The organism is Streptococcus parapneumoniae, from assembly GCF_037076355.1.
Classification (GTDB): domain Bacteria; phylum Bacillota; class Bacilli; order Lactobacillales; family Streptococcaceae; genus Streptococcus; species Streptococcus parapneumoniae.
In genome coordinates this window covers 251,938-269,358 of the sequence record NZ_AP026968.1, presented here as the reverse complement: position 1 = coordinate 269,358, position 17,421 = coordinate 251,938, and the positions used below count along the sequence as shown (strand labels likewise).

At 42.8% G+C, this 17,421-nt stretch carries 14 protein-coding genes, 11 tRNA genes and 3 rRNA genes; 1 reads left to right on the top strand and 27 read right to left on the bottom strand.

Features of this window, described 5'->3' with window-relative positions:
* Window position 1: 1 nt before the first annotated feature.
* From ccpA to pbp2a, 26 genes are all read right to left on the bottom strand, one after another.
* Entirely contained in the window at window positions 2-1,012 is a 1,011-nt protein-coding gene (gene ccpA / locus SP4011_RS01535; RefSeq protein ID WP_173212244.1) for a catabolite control protein A, read from the bottom strand.
* A gap of 317 nt (window positions 1,013-1,329) precedes the next feature.
* On the bottom strand, window positions 1,330-1,929 hold the full coding sequence (locus tag SP4011_RS01530) for a response regulator transcription factor (RefSeq protein ID WP_338619555.1): 600 nt from the start codon (window positions 1,927-1,929) through the stop codon (window positions 1,330-1,332).
* Window positions 1,930-3,027: a sensor histidine kinase gene (locus tag SP4011_RS01525; protein ID WP_338619554.1), complete on the bottom strand. Its 1,098-nt coding sequence runs from the start codon at window positions 3,025-3,027 to the stop codon at window positions 1,930-1,932.
* Entirely contained in the window at window positions 3,027-3,764 is a 738-nt protein-coding gene (locus tag SP4011_RS01520) for an ABC transporter permease (protein WP_164226905.1), read from the bottom strand. The genes SP4011_RS01525 and SP4011_RS01520 overlap by 1 nt, the downstream gene beginning before the upstream one ends.
* Window position 3,765: 1 nt before the next feature.
* Window positions 3,766-4,650 carry an ATP-binding cassette domain-containing protein gene (locus SP4011_RS01515; protein ID WP_112445174.1) on the bottom strand — a complete coding sequence of 295 codons (885 nt, stop codon included), beginning with the start codon at window positions 4,648-4,650 and terminating at the stop codon, window positions 3,766-3,768.
* Window positions 4,637-4,831 carry a hypothetical protein gene (locus tag SP4011_RS01510; protein WP_112445176.1) on the bottom strand — a complete coding sequence of 65 codons (195 nt, stop codon included), beginning with the start codon at window positions 4,829-4,831 and terminating at the stop codon, window positions 4,637-4,639. Before SP4011_RS01510 ends, SP4011_RS01515 begins: the two co-directional genes overlap by 14 nt.
* Window positions 4,828-5,019, bottom strand: a complete 192-nt coding sequence (locus SP4011_RS01505) for a hypothetical protein (RefSeq protein WP_012972435.1) — start codon at window positions 5,017-5,019, stop codon at window positions 4,828-4,830. The genes SP4011_RS01510 and SP4011_RS01505 overlap by 4 nt, the downstream gene beginning before the upstream one ends.
* 501 nt (window positions 5,020-5,520) lie before the next feature.
* A tRNA-Pro gene (locus SP4011_RS01500) sits at window positions 5,521-5,594 on the bottom strand.
* Between the two features lie 15 nt (window positions 5,595-5,609).
* Window positions 5,610-5,683, bottom strand: a tRNA-Arg gene (locus tag SP4011_RS01495).
* A gap of 11 nt (window positions 5,684-5,694) precedes the next feature.
* Window positions 5,695-5,780: transfer RNA gene (locus SP4011_RS01490), tRNA-Leu, on the bottom strand.
* 7 nt (window positions 5,781-5,787) lie between these two features.
* Window positions 5,788-5,859, bottom strand: a tRNA-Gly gene (locus SP4011_RS01485).
* A gap of 22 nt (window positions 5,860-5,881) precedes the next feature.
* A tRNA-Thr gene (locus SP4011_RS01480) sits at window positions 5,882-5,954 on the bottom strand.
* A gap of 18 nt (window positions 5,955-5,972) precedes the next feature.
* A tRNA-Leu gene (locus SP4011_RS01475) sits at window positions 5,973-6,054 on the bottom strand.
* A 5-nt stretch (window positions 6,055-6,059) separates the two neighbouring features.
* A tRNA-Lys gene (locus SP4011_RS01470) sits at window positions 6,060-6,132 on the bottom strand.
* Window positions 6,133-6,155: 23 nt separating this feature from the next.
* A tRNA-Asp gene (locus tag SP4011_RS01465) sits at window positions 6,156-6,228 on the bottom strand.
* 2 nt (window positions 6,229-6,230) lie between these two features.
* Window positions 6,231-6,303, bottom strand: a tRNA-Val gene (locus SP4011_RS01460).
* Window positions 6,304-6,307: 4 nt separating this feature from the next.
* Window positions 6,308-6,423: ribosomal RNA gene (gene rrf / locus SP4011_RS01455) — 5S ribosomal RNA — on the bottom strand.
* A gap of 76 nt (window positions 6,424-6,499) precedes the next feature.
* Window positions 6,500-9,400: ribosomal RNA gene (locus tag SP4011_RS01450) — 23S ribosomal RNA — on the bottom strand.
* Between the two features lie 124 nt (window positions 9,401-9,524).
* Window positions 9,525-9,597: transfer RNA gene (locus SP4011_RS01445), tRNA-Ala, on the bottom strand.
* A 51-nt stretch (window positions 9,598-9,648) separates the two neighbouring features.
* Window positions 9,649-11,194, bottom strand: a 16S ribosomal RNA gene (locus SP4011_RS01440).
* Together the 16S, 23S and 5S rRNA genes with 11 tRNA genes alongside form the textbook arrangement of a ribosomal RNA operon.
* Window positions 11,195-11,436: 242 nt before the next feature.
* Window positions 11,437-11,508 (bottom strand) — tRNA-Glu (locus SP4011_RS01435).
* 92 nt (window positions 11,509-11,600) lie between these two features.
* Entirely contained in the window at window positions 11,601-12,080 is a 480-nt protein-coding gene (locus tag SP4011_RS01430) for a sigma-70 family RNA polymerase sigma factor (protein ID WP_338619553.1), read from the bottom strand.
* Window positions 12,081-12,200: 120 nt separating this feature from the next.
* Complete coding sequence (gene nusG, locus SP4011_RS01425; RefSeq protein ID WP_000376739.1) at window positions 12,201-12,737, bottom strand: transcription termination/antitermination protein NusG; 537 nt, start codon at window positions 12,735-12,737, stop codon at window positions 12,201-12,203.
* A gap of 54 nt (window positions 12,738-12,791) precedes the next feature.
* Window positions 12,792-12,968: a preprotein translocase subunit SecE gene (gene secE / locus SP4011_RS01420; protein WP_001210991.1), complete on the bottom strand. Its 177-nt coding sequence runs from the start codon at window positions 12,966-12,968 to the stop codon at window positions 12,792-12,794.
* A 9-nt stretch (window positions 12,969-12,977) separates the two neighbouring features.
* Complete coding sequence (gene rpmG, locus SP4011_RS01415) at window positions 12,978-13,130, bottom strand: 50S ribosomal protein L33 (RefSeq protein WP_001809375.1); 153 nt, start codon at window positions 13,128-13,130, stop codon at window positions 12,978-12,980.
* A gap of 52 nt (window positions 13,131-13,182) precedes the next feature.
* A complete protein-coding gene (gene pbp2a, locus SP4011_RS01410; RefSeq protein ID WP_338619548.1) occupies window positions 13,183-15,378 on the bottom strand; it encodes a penicillin-binding protein PBP2A in 2,196 nt (731 codons plus the stop codon).
* Window positions 15,379-15,464: 86 nt separating this feature from the next.
* On the opposite strand from pbp2a, the gene SP4011_RS01405 reads away from it, so the two are divergent.
* A complete protein-coding gene (locus tag SP4011_RS01405) occupies window positions 15,465-16,340 on the top strand; it encodes an RluA family pseudouridine synthase (RefSeq protein WP_338619547.1) in 876 nt (291 codons plus the stop codon).
* A 68-nt stretch (window positions 16,341-16,408) separates the two neighbouring features.
* Here the strand turns inward: SP4011_RS01405 and gap are convergent, their stop codons facing one another.
* Entirely contained in the window at window positions 16,409-17,419 is a 1,011-nt protein-coding gene (gene gap / locus SP4011_RS01400; RefSeq protein ID WP_000260687.1) for a type I glyceraldehyde-3-phosphate dehydrogenase, read from the bottom strand.
* Window positions 17,420-17,421 lie beyond the last annotated feature (2 nt).

The window sequence follows — 17,421 nt, the reverse complement described above, 5'->3', positions numbered from 1 at the left end:
TCTATTTCCGTTTTCGTGTTGAACGACGTTCTGTCAAACCATGAGGTAAGAGAACTTCACGTTCTTCCAACTCTTCCTTGTGCATAATCTTGGTCAACATACGCATACTAATGGCACCAAGGTCATAAAGAGGTTGGGCAATCGTTGTCAAGTTTGGACGGGTAAAGCGTGAGATTTGTGAATCATCACTAGTAATAATTTCAAAATCTTCTGGCACAGAAACACCCTTATCAGCCAAACCGTTCAAGACTCCTGCTGCCAACTCATCACCTGTCACAACTGCTGCAGTTGCATTTGATGAAATCAAACGCTCTGCCAAGGCGTAACCATCATCATAGCTATACTTAGATTCAAATACCAAACCTTCACTATAAGCGATTCCTGCTTTCTTCAAGGCTTCCTTGTAGCCAACTAAACGAACCTTACCATTGATGTCATCCACTAGCGGACCGCTAACAAAAGCAATACGTTCATTTTCTTTAACAAGGTAACTCACTGCATCAATCGTTGCTTGCTTATAGTCAATGTTGACACTTGGCAACTGGTGCTCAACATCGACAGTTCCTGCGAGAACAATCGGAGTACGTGAACGCGAAAATTCTGAGCGAATTTTATCTGTCAAGTGATAACCCATAAAGATAATGCCATCTACCTGCTTTGAAAAGAGGGTATTGACAACAGAAACTTCTTTCTCGTTATCTTCATCGCTATTAGCTAGGACAATATTGTACTTGTACATTTCTGCAATATCATCAATCCCCTTGGCCAAACTCGAAAAATAACCATTGGTAATATTTGGAATCACGACACCAACAGTAGTTGTCTTTTTACTTGCAAGACCACGCGCAACTGCATTTGGACGATAATCCAAACGATCAATTACCTCTAGCACTTTTTTACGGGTATTCTCTTTTACATTTTTATTGCCATTGACCACACGGCTGACCGTCGCCATGGAAACACCTGCTTCACGAGCGACATCATAAATGGTTACTGTATCATCTGCATTCATTCCTTTTCCTGCCCTTTCTATCCCACACATTCTTTTACAAGTAGAGGCACCGATTGAAGCTCTACATCTACTTACAAAAGTGAAGATGTGAAAATTTCGTTTTCATGTTTCTACTTATTCCATTCTATCACTAATTGTAAACACTTTCAAGTGTTTTTTGAAGATTGATTGAAAAAATTTCATAGAAAGCCTAGGTTTAGCTCCTTGCTACACCTTAGAGTAAACAAAAAGGAGGAAACTAAGCCTCCTCAAGTTACAAATTATTTCATTGAATCCCATCAATTTTAGCACATAATGGTTTTCGAGATATGATAGTATCACAACCAACCAGATTCTTTTGCGATATTAGCTGCCTCTGTTCGATTACCAGCATCTAGTTTCGAAAGAATATTGGTGACATAGTTTCGGACGGTTCCGTTTGATAAATAAAGTTGATCTGCAATTTCTTGGTTAGACAAGCCCTGAGTGATTCCCTTTAAAACTGCGATTTCTTGCTCTGTTAATGGATTGGGATGTGTCATCACCACTTCCATCAATTCAGGTGAATACTCCTTGCGTCCCTCGAGGACGGTGTGCAAGGTTTGCATGAGGTCTGCAATGTTTCTTTCTTTTAATACATAAGCATCTACTCCAGCCTTGACCGCACGTTCAAAGTAACCAGGACGCTTGAAGGTCGTCACCACAACCACCTTTGTTTCTAGCTTTTCTGCTCGTATCCACTCCAAGACTTCAAGACCTGTCTTCACAGGCATCTCTACATCAAGAATGGCAATATCTACGAACTCTTTTTCTAAGAGTTGGATTGCTTCTTGCCCATTCTTGGCTTGTAAGACAGACTCTACATCTGCTTGAAAGGCAAGCAACTGGCACATAGCATCTCGCAACATACTTTGATCTTCTGCGACTAATACTTTCATCTACTTTCTCTCCTTATAAGGTAGTCGAACCTGAACTTCTGTCGGTTGTTTCTGACTAATCACCTTTACCTCTCCCGAAAATGGAATAACACGATCTCGAACCGTATGGGGCTCATTTTCTGTTACAGTTGCAAAACCTTTCCCGTCATCTCTGACCGTCAGGAGCAATTCCTTCTCTGTCCGTTCTAATTTCAAGTAGACTTTAGACGCTTTAGCATGTTTGATGATATTGGTCACTAATTCAAGCAAAATCATGGAAGCCGTTGACTCCAATTCCTGAGTTAAGCTAGCTGTATCTAGTTGATTAGCTATTTCCACCTCAATCCCAGCAATTTCCAGCATCTTTTTGACAGTTTCAAGTTCTAATGTTAAAGTCCGTGATTTCAGATTTTCCACAATGGTTCGCACTTCACGCATTGATTCTTTGCTAATTTGCTGTATTTCTCTTAATTCCTTTTCCACCTGTGGATAAGCCTCCATCTGAAATAACTGCAAGGCTAAATCTGTCTTGACACTCAGCATAGCAAAGGTATGTCCCAGACTATCATGCAAATCTTGACCGATACGATTGCGCTCATTTTCTGCTAGCAATAGATTTATCTGGATATTTTGCTTGACCTGAGCTTCTTTCAAATCCTCGACAAGTCGAATCCGAACCGAGCCCAAAGTCATCAAATCAACAAAAGCAAGAATTACAAGCAGATAGACTAGAAACTCAACTTCGATTCTCTGAAAAATCAAAAGTTGCCCCACAACAAGGACTTGAGCAAGGAGAAATGTCCATACATGTAAAGACTTTAAACTACGTACGCCAAAATGATAAATTAAGAGATTGGAAAGGAAAAAGAAAAACCAGATATAATTCACAGCAACAAAGGCGGTATTCCCAGCTACATAGACCAGCATGATCCCCCAGAAAAGCCATGATATGCGCTGGTTCTTAGTTATTAAAACACCCAAATATGCCACTACAAATAGAATATCAATCAATAAATGCCAGGCAGAAAGCCATCCAGTCACTACAGGTAGGATGGGGAAAATCATAAAAATTAAACTGGCCCAAAACATATAATGTATGCTTTTCAGTCTTTCAAGCATTAAGCATTCTCCTTATGACCTTGAAGGTAAATGGTCAAACCAAATAAAACTGCTGAAAAAACAAGTAAATAAACTGTGGCTGATAGATTGATACCACCCTCGTTTAAAAAGGTCTTGAGCAACTCCATCAACTGATAGGTCGGGAGACACTTACCGACTGCTTGCATCCAGTCTGGAAATAAAGAGATAGGCATCCAGAGCCCACCTAAAACAGCCGACCCTAGATAAAGAAGATTGCCCACAACAGACATCAGCTGACTAGTCGGTAAGAGCGTCAAGGTCAAGCCAAGCGCTACAAAAGCAATACTTCCCAAAATAAGCAAAATCGCAGCACCAACCCAACTTGCTAAAGGCATATCCACACCTCTTACAAAATGCCCAACTGTAAAAACAACCAAAATTGAAACCAAATAATCAACCAGCATACTTGTTATCTTTGATAGATAATATTCTACCATATTTACAGGGCTATGACGCAATGTTTTCTGCCAGTTGTTCATCTTATCGGTATGTAAGACAGCTGGGAATGAAAAGATAGCGGTCGACATCATGGAAAAGGCAGTCATGGAGATGAGGTAGTCGCGCATAAAATTAGCCGGTCCACCTGGTGTGTCCTGGTACATGCCTGAAAAGAATAGATAGAAGGCTGTCGGCATCCCTACGGATAATAGATAATAGACTAATTGTCGTTTGGTCAATAGAAATTCTATCTTGTTTAGTGCGATCCATTGTTTCATCTTAGTCATCTCCCTTTTGTGTTTCTTCAAAGATTGTATCCAGCAAGCTACGATTATTGACTTCAATTTCTTGAATCCTACATCCTGCTCGGACTAATAGTTCCCAGAAAGCATTTGCCTCTCGTGTGACAACTTGCAGAGCATCTTGTTTTTGTACCCACCTTTCAACCAAGACTGACTTCTCAACGACTTCCTTATAAGATATAGGAAGGATAAAGTGCTTTTCTATTTCCTCGCTACGCATGGCTAGTGGTGTCGTATCGCGAATCAACTCTCCCTTATTTAAGAGCAAAATGCGGTCTGCGGTGTGTTCCACTTCCTCAATATAATGGGACGAATAGAGAATGGTGACTCCCTGCGCTTTTAGCTCCTGAACAATTTCCCAAAAACGTTGACGAGTAGAGGTATCCATAGCAGCAGTTGGTTCATCTAAAAAGACAAGCTTTGGTCGCCCAATTAAGGTCAAGACAAAAGAGAAAAGACGCTTTTGTCCACCTGATAATTTTTCTGCGAATTGCTCTTTTTGTTGCTGGTCAAACTGTAATAGTTGATCGATTTCCTGGTTGTTTAAGGGATTTGGATAGATACGTTGAAAGAAAGCAATCAACTCTTTAACTTTTAATTTCTGAACGATTACATTTTCTTGAGGGAGGTAAGCCCTAGTATAGGCTAACTTAGAACTCGTCACTGGTAAACCTTGAATAGATACTTGACCGCTTGTGACTAGTTTATCTCCAAGCAAACAATCTAAGAGTGTTGTCTTCCCAGCTCCATTGGGCCCAATCAAGGCGACGCATTCACCTTCAGCTACCTCAAAAGAAATATCCTTCAAAATAGCCTTGCCCTTGATGTTTTTATTTAGACTTTCTACCTTAATCATGTTCATGATATTCTCCTTTCAGCCACTCCTTTCCCATAGGAAAGACGATAAAAATCATAAATCCTAGTCCCCAGGCACCACGGATGAATTGGTGAAGGAAGGCTTGATCAAACCAACCTGTAAACATTTCTACCAACCATACCACTAGTGATAGTCCAATAAAAAGATAGAGAAACGCTTTTTTCATTTTTCAAACTCCTTTTTCACATCTGAGACTAATTTCAAACCTTCTCGGATAAGCCAGGACATCATTCCAAATCCTGCAAATAGCTCCCAAGGAAAATGATAGAAATCTTCATCCAATCCTGAGAACATGAGATAAGTCATGACTCCTGCTGCTACTAAACTCATTGCGACAATTACTTTATGTTTCATTTTTTCTTCCTCCACTTGATACATCTAGTATAATTCTTTGAAGGTAGAATCACTAGAAGCTTCTGTCATGAGGAGATATGACAAATGTCATAAAAGATTCTGTTCAAAACAAGCAAGATACACTATACAATAAAACACAAGTAGAAAAATCTAAGGCAACTTCCTCAAAAGAGATATCAAACCCCATTCACACTATAATGTAAACTAATACTTATTTAAAATCAAAAGAGCGGAAATTTTTATCGTACAAACATATATATTATATGTAGGACAAAAAACTCTTCAATTACTTTCTTAAAAGTTTGTAAGAATTATACAATCTGTTAAATTTTAATTTATGTACCTAAACTACAGTATTCATTGAACAAATCAGGAAACAAAAAAATATACGCAATCAAAATGAATTGCTGAAAATCAAAAAAGAGAGAACCAAAATGATTCTCTCTTAATGTATATAATATCTAGTTTTAAAAATACACACTCACATATCTCTGTAATATATCGGGAAGACAGGATTCGAACCTGCGACACCTTGGTCCCAAACCAAGTACTCTACCAAGCTGAGCTACTTCCCGAGTTAAAAAGAAAAATGCACCCTAGAGGAGTCGAACCTCTAACCGCCTGATTCGTAGTCAGGTACTCTATCCAGTTGAGCTAAGGGTGCTCATTAGTTTATGCCGAGGACCGGAATCGAACCGGTACGATCGTTACCAATCGCAGGATTTTAAGTCCTGTGCGTCTGCCAGTTCCGCCACCCCGGCCTCTCCAAGCGAACGACGGGATTCGAACCCGCGACCCCCACCTTGGCAAGGTGGTGTTCTACCACTGAACTACGTTCGCACTGTTTTCTTCTATCTAAAAATGCCGGCTACATGACTTGAACACGCGACCCTCTGATTACAAATCAGATGCTCTACCAACTGAGCTAAGCCGGCTCATTTATTATATCTTAATGCGGGTTAAGGGACTTGAACCCCCACGCCGTTAAGCGCCAGATCCTAAATCTGGTGCGTCTGCCAATTCCGCCAAACCCGCAGATATGACCCGTACTGGGCTCGAACCAGTGACCCATTGATTAAAAGTCAATTGCTCTACCAACTGAGCTAACGAGTCTAAAATAACTTCCGTTATTCTAACGGTCCCGACGGGAATCGAACCCGCGATCTTCGCCGTGACAGGGCGACGTGATAACCGCTACACTACGGGACCTTTGGGAGTTAACGGGATCGAACCGCTGACCCTCTGCTTGTAAGGCAGATGCTCTCCCAGCTGAGCTAAACTCCCTAGAGCTAAGCGACTTCCATATCTCACAGGGGGCAACCCCCAACTACTTCCGGCGTTCTAGGGCTTAACTTCTGTGTTCGGCATGGGTACAGGTGTATCTCCTAGGCTATCGTCACTTAACTCTGAGTAATACCTACTCAAAATTGAATATCTATTCAAACCAAGAAAACCTCTCGCTTTCGTATTCTCAGTTACTTTGGATAAGTCCTCGAGCTATTAGTATTAGTCCGCTACATGTGTCGCCACACTTCCACTTCTAACCTATCTACCTGATCATCTCTCAGGGCTCTTACTGATATATAATCATGGGAAATCTCATCTTGAGGTGGGTTTCACACTTAGATGCTTTCAGCGTTTATCCCTTCCCTACATAGCTACCCAGCGATGCCTTTGGCAAGACAACTGGTACACCAGCGGTAAGTCCACTCTGGTCCTCTCGTACTAGGAGCAGATCCTCTCAAATTTCCTACGCCCGCGACGGATAGGGACCGAACTGTCTCACGACGTTCTGAACCCAGCTCGCGTGCCGCTTTAATGGGCGAACAGCCCAACCCTTGGGACCGACTACAGCCCCAGGATGCGACGAGCCGACATCGAGGTGCCAAACCTCCCCGTCGATGTGAACTCTTGGGGGAGATAAGCCTGTTATCCCCAGGGTAGCTTTTATCCGTTGAGCGATGGCCCTTCCATACGGAACCACCGGATCACTAAGCCCGACTTTCGTCCCTGCTCGAGTTGTAGCTCTCGCAGTCAAGCTCCCTTATACCTTTACACTCTGCGAATGATTTCCAACCATTCTGAGGGAACCTTTGGGCGCCTCCGTTACCTTTTAGGAGGCGACCGCCCCAGTCAAACTGCCCGTCAGACACTGTCTCCGATAGGGATCACCTATCTGGGTTAGAGTGGCCATAACACAAGGGTAGTATCCCAACAACGTCTCCTTCGAAACTGGCGTCCCGATCTCATAGACTCCTACCTATCCTGTACATGTGGTACAGACACTCAATATCAAACTGCAGTAAAGCTCCATGGGGTCTTTCCGTCCTGTCGCGGGTAACCTGCATCTTCACAGGTACTAAAATTTCACCGAGTCTCTCGTTGAGACAGTGCCCAAATCATTACGCCTTTCGTGCGGGTCGGAACTTACCCGACAAGGAATTTCGCTACCTTAGGACCGTTATAGTTACGGCCGCCGTTTACTGGGGCTTCAATTCATACCTTCGCTTACGCTAAGCACTCCTCTTAACCTTCCAGCACCGGGCAGGCGTCACCCCCTATACATCATCTTACGATTTAGCAGAGAGCTGTGTTTTTGATAAACAGTTGCTTGGGCCTATTCACTGCGGCTGACTTAAAGTCAGCACCCCTTCTCCCGAAGTTACGGGGTCATTTTGCCGAGTTCCTTAACGAGAGTTCTCTCGCTCACCTGAGGCTACTCGCCTCGACTACCTGTGTCGGTTTGCGGTACGGGTAGAGTATGTTTAAACGCTAGAAGCTTTTCTTGGCAGTGTGACGTCACTAACTTCGCTACTAAACTTCGCTCCCCATCACAGCTCAATGTTATAGAACTAAGCATTTAACTCAATTCACACCTCACTGCTTAGACAGACACTTCCAATCGTCTGCTTTAGTTAGCCTACTGCGTCCCTCCATCACTACATACTCTAGTACAGGAATATCAACCTGTTGTCCATCGGATACACCTTTCGGTCTCTCCTTAGGTCCCGACTAACCCAGGGCGGACGAGCCTTCCCCTGGAAACCTTAGTCTTACGGTGGACAGGATTCTCACCTGTCTTTCGCTACTCATACCGGCATTCTCACTTCTATGCGTTCCAGCACTCCTCACGGTACACCTTCTTCACACATAGAACGCTCTCCTACCATACCTATAAAGGTATCCACAGCTTCGGTAAATTGTTTTAGCCCCGGTACATTTTCGGCGCAGGGTCACTCGACTAGTGAGCTATTACGCACTCTTTGAATGAATAGCTGCTTCTAAGCTAACATCCTAGTTGTCTGTGCAACCCCACATCCTTTTCCACTTAACAATTATTTTGGGACCTTAGCTGGTGGTCTGGGCTGTTTCCCTTTCGACTACGGATCTTAGCACTCGCAGTCTGACTGCCGACCATAATTCATTGGCATTCGGAGTTTATCTGAGATTGGTAATCCGGGATGGACCCCTCACCCAAACAGTGCTCTACCTCCAAGAATCTTTATGTCGACGCTAGCCCTAAAGCTATTTCGGAGAGAACCAGCTATCTCCAAGTTCGTTTGGAATTTCTCCGCTACCCACAAGTCATCCAAGCACTTTTCAACGTGCCCTGGTTCGGTCCTCCAGTGCGTCTTACCGCACCTTCAACCTGCTCATGGGTAGGTCACATGGTTTCGGGTCTACGTCATGATACTAATTCGCCCTATTCAGACTCGGTTTCCCTACGGCTCCGTCTCTTCAACTTAACCTCGCATCATAACGTAACTCGCCGGTTCATTCTACAAAAGGCACGCTCTCACCCATTAACGGGCTCGAACTTGTTGTAGGCACACGGTTTCAGGTTCTATTTCACTCCCCTCCCGGGGTGCTTTTCACCTTTCCCTCACGGTACTGGTTCACTATCGGTCACTAGGGAGTATTTAGGGTTGGGAGATGGTCCTCCCAGATTCCGACGGGATTTCACGTGTCCCGCCGTACTCAGGATACTGCTAGGTACAAAGACTATTTTAAATACGAGGCTATTACTCTCTTTGGCTGATCTTCCCAAATCATTCTTCTATAATCTTTGAGTCCACATTGCAGTCCTACAACCCCGAAGAGTAAACTCTTCGGTTTGCCCTCCTGCCGTTTCGCTCGCCGCTACTAAGGCAATCGCTTTTGCTTTCTCTTCCTGCAGCTACTTAGATGTTTCAGTTCACTGCGTCTTCCTCCTCACATCCTTAACAGATGCGGGTAACAGGTAGTACCTGTTGGGTTCCCCCATTCGGAAATCCCTGGATCATCGCTTACTTACAGCTACCCAAGGCATATCGTCGTTTGTCACGTCCTTCTTCGGCTCCTAGTGCCAAGGCATCCACCGTGCGCCCTTATTAACTTAACCTTATTTTCTGACCTTTCAGTCATAAACTCTTATTAATACTACAGCGTTTTCGGTTTATTTTCTTGTTACTATTTGATATAGATATTCAATTTTCAATGTGCATTACTTGGTGATCTCTCACCAATGGAGCCTAGCGGGATCGAACCGCTGACCTCCTGCGTGCAAAGCAGGCGCTCTCCCAGCTGAGCTAAGGCCCCACAAGACCTCTCAAGACTAAACAAGACCAATGCGCAGTTCCTTATCCTTAGAAAGGAGGTGATCCAGCCGCACCTTCCGATACGGCTACCTTGTTACGACTTCACCCCAATCATCTATCCCACCTTAGGCGGCTGGCTCCTTACGGTTACCTCACCGACTTCGGGTGTTACAAACTCTCGTGGTGTGACGGGCGGTGTGTACAAGGCCCGGGAACGTATTCACCGCGGCGTGCTGATCCGCGATTACTAGCGATTCCGACTTCATGTAGGCGAGTTGCAGCCTACAATCCGAACTGAGACTGGCTTTAAGAGATTAGCTTGCCGTCACCGGCTTGCGACTCGTTGTACCAGCCATTGTAGCACGTGTGTAGCCCAGGTCATAAGGGGCATGATGATTTGACGTCATCCCCACCTTCCTCCGGTTTATTACCGGCAGTCTCGCTAGAGTGCCCAACTGAATGATGGCAACTAACAATAGGGGTTGCGCTCGTTGCGGGACTTAACCCAACATCTCACGACACGAGCTGACGACAACCATGCACCACCTGTCACCTCTGTCCCGAAGGAAAGCTCTATCTCTAGAGCGGTCAGAGGGATGTCAAGACCTGGTAAGGTTCTTCGCGTTGCTTCGAATTAAACCACATGCTCCACCGCTTGTGCGGGCCCCCGTCAATTCCTTTGAGTTTCAACCTTGCGGTCGTACTCCCCAGGCGGAGTGCTTAATGCGTTAGCTACGGCACTAAACCCCGGAAAGGGTCTAACACCTAGCACTCATCGTTTACGGCGTGGACTACCAGGGTATCTAATCCTGTTTGCTCCCCACGCTTTCGAGCCTCAGCGTCAGTTACAAGCCAGAGAGCCGCTTTCGCCACCGGTGTTCCTCCATATATCTACGCATTTCACCGCTACACATGGAATTCCACTCTCCCCTCTTGCACTCAAGTTAAACAGTTTCCAAAGCGTACTATGGTTAAGCCACAGCCTTTAACTTCAGACTTATCTAACCGCCTGCGCTCGCTTTACGCCCAATAAATCCGGACAACGCTCGGGACCTACGTATTACCGCGGCTGCTGGCACGTAGTTAGCCGTCCCTTTCTGGTAAGATACCGTCACAGTGTGAACTTTCCACTCTCACACTCGTTCTTCTCTTACAACAGAGCTTTACGATCCGAAAACCTTCTTCACTCACGCGGCGTTGCTCGGTCAGACTTCCGTCCATTGCCGAAGATTCCCTACTGCTGCCTCCCGTAGGAGTCTGGGCCGTGTCTCAGTCCCAGTGTGGCCGATCACCCTCTCAGGTCGGCTATGTATCGTCGCCTTGGTGAGCCGTTACCCCACCAACTAGCTAATACAACGCAGGTCCATCTGGTAGTGATGCATTTGCACCTTTTAAGCAAATGTCATGCAACATCTACTCTTATGCGGTATTAGCTATCGTTTCCAATAGTTATCCCCCGCTACCAGGCAGGTTACCTACGCGTTACTCACCCGTTCGCAACTCATCCAGAGAAGCAAGCTCCTCCTTCAGCGTTCTACTTGCATGTATTAGGCACGCCGCCAGCGTTCGTCCTGAGCCAGGATCAAACTCTCATTAAAAGTTTGAGTTCTCACTCATTTCTGTCACTGACAGATTTATTGTTTTTTCATTGTTCAGTACTACAACCTTAGTTGTAGTGCCCTGCACATTGGTTCGTCTTGTTCAGTTTTCAAAGGTCTTTGTCACTCGCTTCTCTCAAGCGACAACTATATTAGTATATCACAGTCACTTTCGCTTGTCAACACTTTTTTGAAACTTTTTTAAACTTTTTTTCATCAAGTGTTTCAACCGCAACATACCATAGTCCGTACGGGATTCGAACCCGTGTTACCGCCGTGAAAAGGCGGTGTCTTAACCCCTTGACCAACGGACCAGAGCTGTTATTTTCAACTCTTACTATTATACCCACTTTTCAAACTTTGTCAACACCTTTTTTAAACTTTTTTTATTTTTTTGCATGAATTCCTAATGAGTACGGATGTCAAACTCTTTAAACACAATGCGTAAGTCCTTTAGCACTCTTTGACGCCCTCGGAAGCGTTCATCTCTTAAGACGCGTTCTAGTTCTTCTTGTTTCTCTTTACTTTGTTTGTTTCTATAATCTCTTAGTGTTTCATGAAAGAGATAATAATCATCTAGCCACAGACCGCCCTCACTTATACGATGACTTATATCACCCACTTCTTCATAAAGTTCTTTATTATATCTTCGTTTGTGGCTTTCTTGCTTACGGATATAGTCTAAAATTCGATTTCGAAACTTGGTTTTGAAATATTTCCTTAAACGAGGGATATCTTCTACCAGTCCTTCTTCTCTACTGATCAATTCATGTAAGCAAATCATTCCCTCTTGGTCCCAATCCGATAACTCCCACAAATGAAGGTAATATTCATTTCTACACTTATATACACTCCCCTGGACTTCTTCATACAATTCTTTAATCATTCTTTTCCCCTTTCTAAATACAGTTTAACAAATCAAAAAGCTAATTTGGTTATTTCTCCCTATTCTGTTCCCTACACCGTCTAAACTGCACAAAAAAGAGAGGACAAGCCTCTCTCAGGGTTATAATTCTGCGATTTGGTTTAGGTTTACTTCTGCAACTGTGTCATTACCAAACATAGAGATAATCATTTTCACTTTGTTATTATCAATTTCTGTAATCTTACCAGTGTAATCTGCAAAAGCACCATCAATAATACGTACAGTTTGACCAACCTCAACATCGAAATCAAATTCTTGAACAGTTTGTCCCATAGATACCAAAATGTCACGAATTTCTTGTTCCAATAATGGAGTTGGTTTTGATCTGTTCCCGTGTGATCCGACGAATCCTGTAACGTTTGGTGTGTTTCGAACAACAAACCAAGCTTCATCTGTCATGACCATTTCTACAAGAACATAACCTGGAAATCGATTTTCTTCTACTTCTTTTCTCTTTCCATTTTTTTCAACTTGCACTGTTTGCGTTGGAATTTCAACGCGTAGAATATTATCCAACATATTGTAGGTTTGTGCACGTTGTAATAGATTTTCTTTTACCTTATTTTCATAACCAGAATAAGTTTGTAAAACAAACCACCCTTTATCAAAACTATCCATTATATTTCCTTTCATAAATAGAAGATTTCTAGTGTAATTAACTCCACTAACCTTCTAAAAAATGTTAATAAATCGAATCAAACCTGAAACAATCAACTGGTCAAAAATGTAAATAATTACTACAAAGAAAGCTGTGTATTCCATGATAGAACGAAAATCTCTCCAGCTTTCCTTGCGAGTTGGCCATGTTGTGTCTTTAAGAAGTCTAAAAATATCTCCAATAAAACGCATCGCTCTCTCCTATCTCGTTTCTCTGTGTGTAGTGTACTTACCACAATGCTTACAAAATTTATTTACTTCTAGTCGTGTAGGCTTGGGGTTTCCACTAATCTTGATTGAATAGTTTCTCGAACCACAAACCGCACAAGCTAGGCTTGCTTTTTTTAGTGCCATAACGCCTCCATCTTATCTATTATAACAAGAAAGATAGGCTTTGACAAGCATCTTAGCGAAATAGATTGACTACCGAATCCCATATTGTTTGAGCCTTTTCCTTAATCTTAGCATCCGAGATAGCCCTACTAGCCTCATCTACTAGACTTTGCGCACGTCCTCGAATATCAGACAAATTATCATCTGTCTGGCTATTATCATTGGTTTGCACTTGTCTTTTTGTGTTAGCTGGTGCAATTCCATTTTTCTTATATGCATTTTCAACTGTAAAGGTACTTCCTGGCGTATAAGGTAAAATGGTATTGGCAATGTTTCTAAAGACATGAGCTGCACCATTTGAAGTAGAGCCAGCTAGATAATGATTTTCATCAGTCGTCGGGAAACCAAGCCAGTGACTAATCACTACATCCGGTGTATAACCAATTACCCACTGGTCACTTGAATATTCTGGATTGAAAACTGCTTCAGTTGTTCCAGTTTTTCCTGCCATGACATAGTCTGCAGGCGATGAACTAATACCTGTTCCGTTTGTAAATGTTCCCAACATCATACTGGTCATCTTGTCAGCTACAGACTTATCAATCACCCGTTTTTGTGAATTTTTATGGCTCGCAATGACCTGACCACTAGCATTTTCAATTCTACTAATAAAATGAGCTTCCGGCATTAAACCTTCATTTGCAAAGGCAGCATATGCTTGAGCCATTTGCAGAGGATTGGTTTCAACACCGCTTCCCAAGGCGACACCAAGAACACGATCAACTTTTTCCATGTTGAGTCCGAATTTTTCGCCCGCCTCAAAAGCCTTATCAACGCCCAAATCATTAACAGTGGCAACAGCAGGCAGATTAAGCGACTCTGCCAAGGCTTGATACATAGGAACTTCTCGACTCGTTTTGATTCCTGCATAGTTATCAAGCTTATAGCTGTCATACTGCATGGTATGGTTATCCAAGAGCTTATTCAAAGCCCAGCCTGCTTCAACTGCTGGCGTATAAACAACTAAAGGCTTAATTGCAGAACCAGGACTACGTTTTGATTGAGTTGCATAGTTGAAATTCCGGAATCCAGTTTTATCATTATCAGCAACTTGACCGACAACTCCACGAACTCCACCTGTTTTCGGTTCGAGAGCTACACTTCCTGATTGAGCAAATGTTCCATCCTCTGCCCTCGGAAATAGCGATGTGTTTTCATAAACAACCTGCATATTTGCTTGGTAATTTTGGTCCAGCTCTGTGTAAATGCGGTAGCCATTATTTACGATTTCTTCCTCTGTTAGATTATACTTAGAAACGGCTTCATTAACCACCGCATCAAAGTAAGAAGGATAGCGATAATCTGAGATTTTCCCTTCATACTTATCGTGCAATTGCGAATTCATATCAACTTCCGCAGCTTCGGTTTCTTGGTTTTTATCAATGTAACCCGCTGCAACCATATTCTGCAAAACAGTATCGCGCCGATTGGTAGAATCCTCTACAGAATTCAAGGGATTATACAGTTCCGGTCCTTTGAGCATCCCTGCCAGAGTCGCAGCTTGATCCAGACTCACTTCTGATGCAGAAACTCCAAAGTATTTCTTACTCGCATCTTCTACACCCCACACACCATTTCCAAAATAAGCGTTGTTAAGGTACATGGTCAAAATTTGATCCTTACTATATTTTTTTGTTAATTCTAAGGCAAGGAAAAATTCTTTCGCTTTTCTCTCAACAGTTTGATCCTGCGACAGATAGGCATTTTTAGCTAGCTGTTGGGTAATAGTAGAACCACCACCTGAACGACCAGCAGTGACAATCGCCAAGAAGAAACGACCATAGTTAATCCCGTCATTTTTATAGAAAGAGCGGTCTTCTGTCGCAATAACGGCATTCTGCAAGTTTTTACTGATATCAGTCAATTCAACATAGGTTCCTTTTTGACCAGATAAGGCACCAGCCTCTTTTTCTTCACGGTCAAAAATGATAGTCCGAGTTTTCAAGGCGTTTTGCAAATCGTTAACATTGGTTGACTTAGCTACAGCAAACAAATAGGTTCCAACTAGCAAGCCTGCACTCAAACCTAGTATAAGGACAATCTTTGTTAGATGATAGCGACGCCAGAATTTTCGAATCGGACCCACTTGGGCTAATTTTTTTCGATCACTGCGAGAACGACGCAAGCTAGTAGACCCAGAATCCTCTGATCCACTTGTTTCTTTTTTAAAAAGAGAAAGAAATTTCTCAAATAATTTATCTAATTTCATGCGTTTATTTTATCATCTTCATCATAGGAAGACAAGAATTTAGCTATTTTCTATCCAAATAGGGCTTTTTTTGTTACAATATCTGTATGAAATTCACATTTACATTACCAGACTCTCTACCTCAAATGACGATAAAGCAATTACTTGAGGAACATCTCCTCATCCCTAGAAAAATCCGTCATTTTTTGAGAATCAAGAAACATATTTTGATAAACCAAGAAGAAGTCCACTGGAACGAAATCGTAAATCCTGGAGATGTTTGCCAATTGACTTTTGACGAGGAAGATTATCCCGAAAAAGAAATACCTTGGGGCAACCCAAACCTCATTCAAGAAGTTTATCAAGATCAACACTTGATTATTGTAAACAAATCTGAGGGGATGAAAACACACGCTAACCAGCCAAATGAAATCGCCCTTCTTAACCATGTCAGTGCCTATGTTGGCCAAACCTGCTATGTCGTTCATCGTCTGGACATGGAAACCAGTGGTTTGGTTCTCTTTGCCAAAAATCCTTTTATCCTACCTATTCTCAACCGCTTATTGGAGAAAAAAGAGATTTCTAGGGAATATTGGGCGCTTGTTGACGGAAATATCAACAGCAAAGAGCTTGTTTTCAGAGACAAAATCGGACGTGATCGCCATGATCGCAGAAAACGAGTAGTTGATACAAAAAATGGGCAATATGCCGAAACTCATGTAAGCAGATTAAAGCAATTCCCAAATCAGACTACCCTTGTCCGTTGCAAACTAAAGACAGGGCGAACCCATCAGATTCGTGTCCACCTTTCGCATCATAACTTCCCTATTTTAGGCGACCCTCTCTATAATAGTAAATCAAAAACAAGTCGGCTTATGCTCCACGCCTTTCGACTGTCCTTTACCCATCCGCTTACTCTAGAGAAATTAAGCTTCACTACCCTATCAGATACTTTTGAAAAAGAATTAAAAAAGAATGGATGATTGTGTCATCCATTTTTCCATATAAGAAAAGCAAGACCAAGAGGTCTTGCTTTTTATCGACTCATGAATTATTTAGCGATTTTTGCGAAGTATTCAAGAGTACGAACAAGTTGTGCAGTGTATGACATTTCGTTGTCGTACCATGATACAACTTTAACCAATTGTTTACCGTCAACGTCAAGAACTTTAGTTTGTGTTGCGTCAAACAATGAACCGTAAGACATACCTACGATATCTGAAGATACGATTGGATCTTCTGTGTAACCGTATGATTCGTTTGAAGCTGCTTTCATAGCTGCGTTCACTTCATCAACAGTAACGTTCTTTTCAAGAACAGCTACCAATTCAGTAACTGATCCAGTTGGAGTTGGAACGCGTTGTGCAGATCCGTCAAGTTTACCGTTCAATTCTGGGATTACAAGACCGATAGCTTTTGCAGCACCAGTTGAGTTAGGAACGATGTTTGCAGCACCAGCGCGAGCACGGCGAAGGTCACCACCACGGTGTGGTCCGTCAAGGATCATTTGGTCACCAGTGTAAGCGTGGATAGTAGTCATCAATCCTTCAACAACACCAAAGTTGTCTTGAAGAGCTTTAGCCATTGGAGCCAAGCAGTTTGTAGTACATGAAGCACCTGAGATAACTGTTTCAGTACCGTCAAGAACGTCGTGGTTAGTGTTGAATACAACTGTTTTAACGTCGTTTCCACCAGGAGCAGTGATAACAACTTTTTTAGCTCCACCAGCGTGCAAGTGTTTTTCAGCAGCTGCTTTCTTAGCAAAGAAACCAGTAGCTTCAAGAACGATTTCTACACCGTCGTTAGCCCAGTCGATTTGTTCTGGATCACGTTCAGCAGAAACTTTGATGAATTTACCGTTAACTTCAAATCCACCTTCTCTAACTTCAACAGTACCGTCGAAACGACCTTGAGTTGTGTCGTATTTCAACAAGTGTGCAAGCATAACTGGATCTGTAAGGTCGTTGATACGAGTAACTTCAACACCTTCTACGTTTTGGATACGACGGAAAGCAAGACGACCGATACGTCCGAAACCGTTAATACCAACTTTAACTACCATTA

What these genes read in the sequence shown, in the direction of transcription:
- nusG (WP_000376739.1), bottom strand. Translation starts at nt 12,737, where the DNA reads ATGGATAGTTTTGATAAAGGGTGGTTTGTTTTACAAACTTATTCTGGT.
- SP4011_RS01405 (WP_338619547.1), top strand. Translation starts at nt 15,465, where the DNA reads ATGAAATTCACATTTACATTACCAGACTCTCTACCTCAAATGACGATA.
- SP4011_RS01515 (WP_112445174.1), bottom strand. Translation starts at nt 4,650, where the DNA reads ATGAACATGATTAAGGTAGAAAGTCTAAATAAAAACATCAAGGGCAAG.
- SP4011_RS01505 (WP_012972435.1), bottom strand. Translation starts at nt 5,019, where the DNA reads ATGAAACATAAAGTAATTGTCGCAATGAGTTTAGTAGCAGCAGGAGTC.
- SP4011_RS01510 (WP_112445176.1), bottom strand. Translation starts at nt 4,831, where the DNA reads ATGAAAAAAGCGTTTCTCTATCTTTTTATTGGACTATCACTAGTGGTA.
- pbp2a (WP_338619548.1), bottom strand. Translation starts at nt 15,378, where the DNA reads ATGAAATTAGATAAATTATTTGAGAAATTTCTTTCTCTTTTTAAAAAA.
- ccpA (WP_173212244.1), bottom strand. Translation starts at nt 1,012, where the DNA reads ATGAATGCAGATGATACAGTAACCATTTATGATGTCGCTCGTGAAGCA.
- rpmG (WP_001809375.1), bottom strand. Translation starts at nt 13,130, where the DNA reads ATGGCACTAAAAAAAGCAAGCCTAGCTTGTGCGGTTTGTGGTTCGAGA.
- SP4011_RS01525 (WP_338619554.1), bottom strand. Translation starts at nt 3,027, where the DNA reads ATGCTTGAAAGACTGAAAAGCATACATTATATGTTTTGGGCCAGTTTA.
- gap (WP_000260687.1), bottom strand. Translation starts at nt 17,419, where the DNA reads ATGGTAGTTAAAGTTGGTATTAACGGTTTCGGACGTATCGGTCGTCTT.
- secE (WP_001210991.1), bottom strand. Translation starts at nt 12,968, where the DNA reads ATGCGTTTTATTGGAGATATTTTTAGACTTCTTAAAGACACAACATGG.
- SP4011_RS01520 (WP_164226905.1), bottom strand. Translation starts at nt 3,764, where the DNA reads ATGAAACAATGGATCGCACTAAACAAGATAGAATTTCTATTGACCAAA.
- SP4011_RS01430 (WP_338619553.1), bottom strand. Translation starts at nt 12,080, where the DNA reads ATGATTAAAGAATTGTATGAAGAAGTCCAGGGGAGTGTATATAAGTGT.
- SP4011_RS01530 (WP_338619555.1), bottom strand. Translation starts at nt 1,929, where the DNA reads ATGAAAGTATTAGTCGCAGAAGATCAAAGTATGTTGCGAGATGCTATG.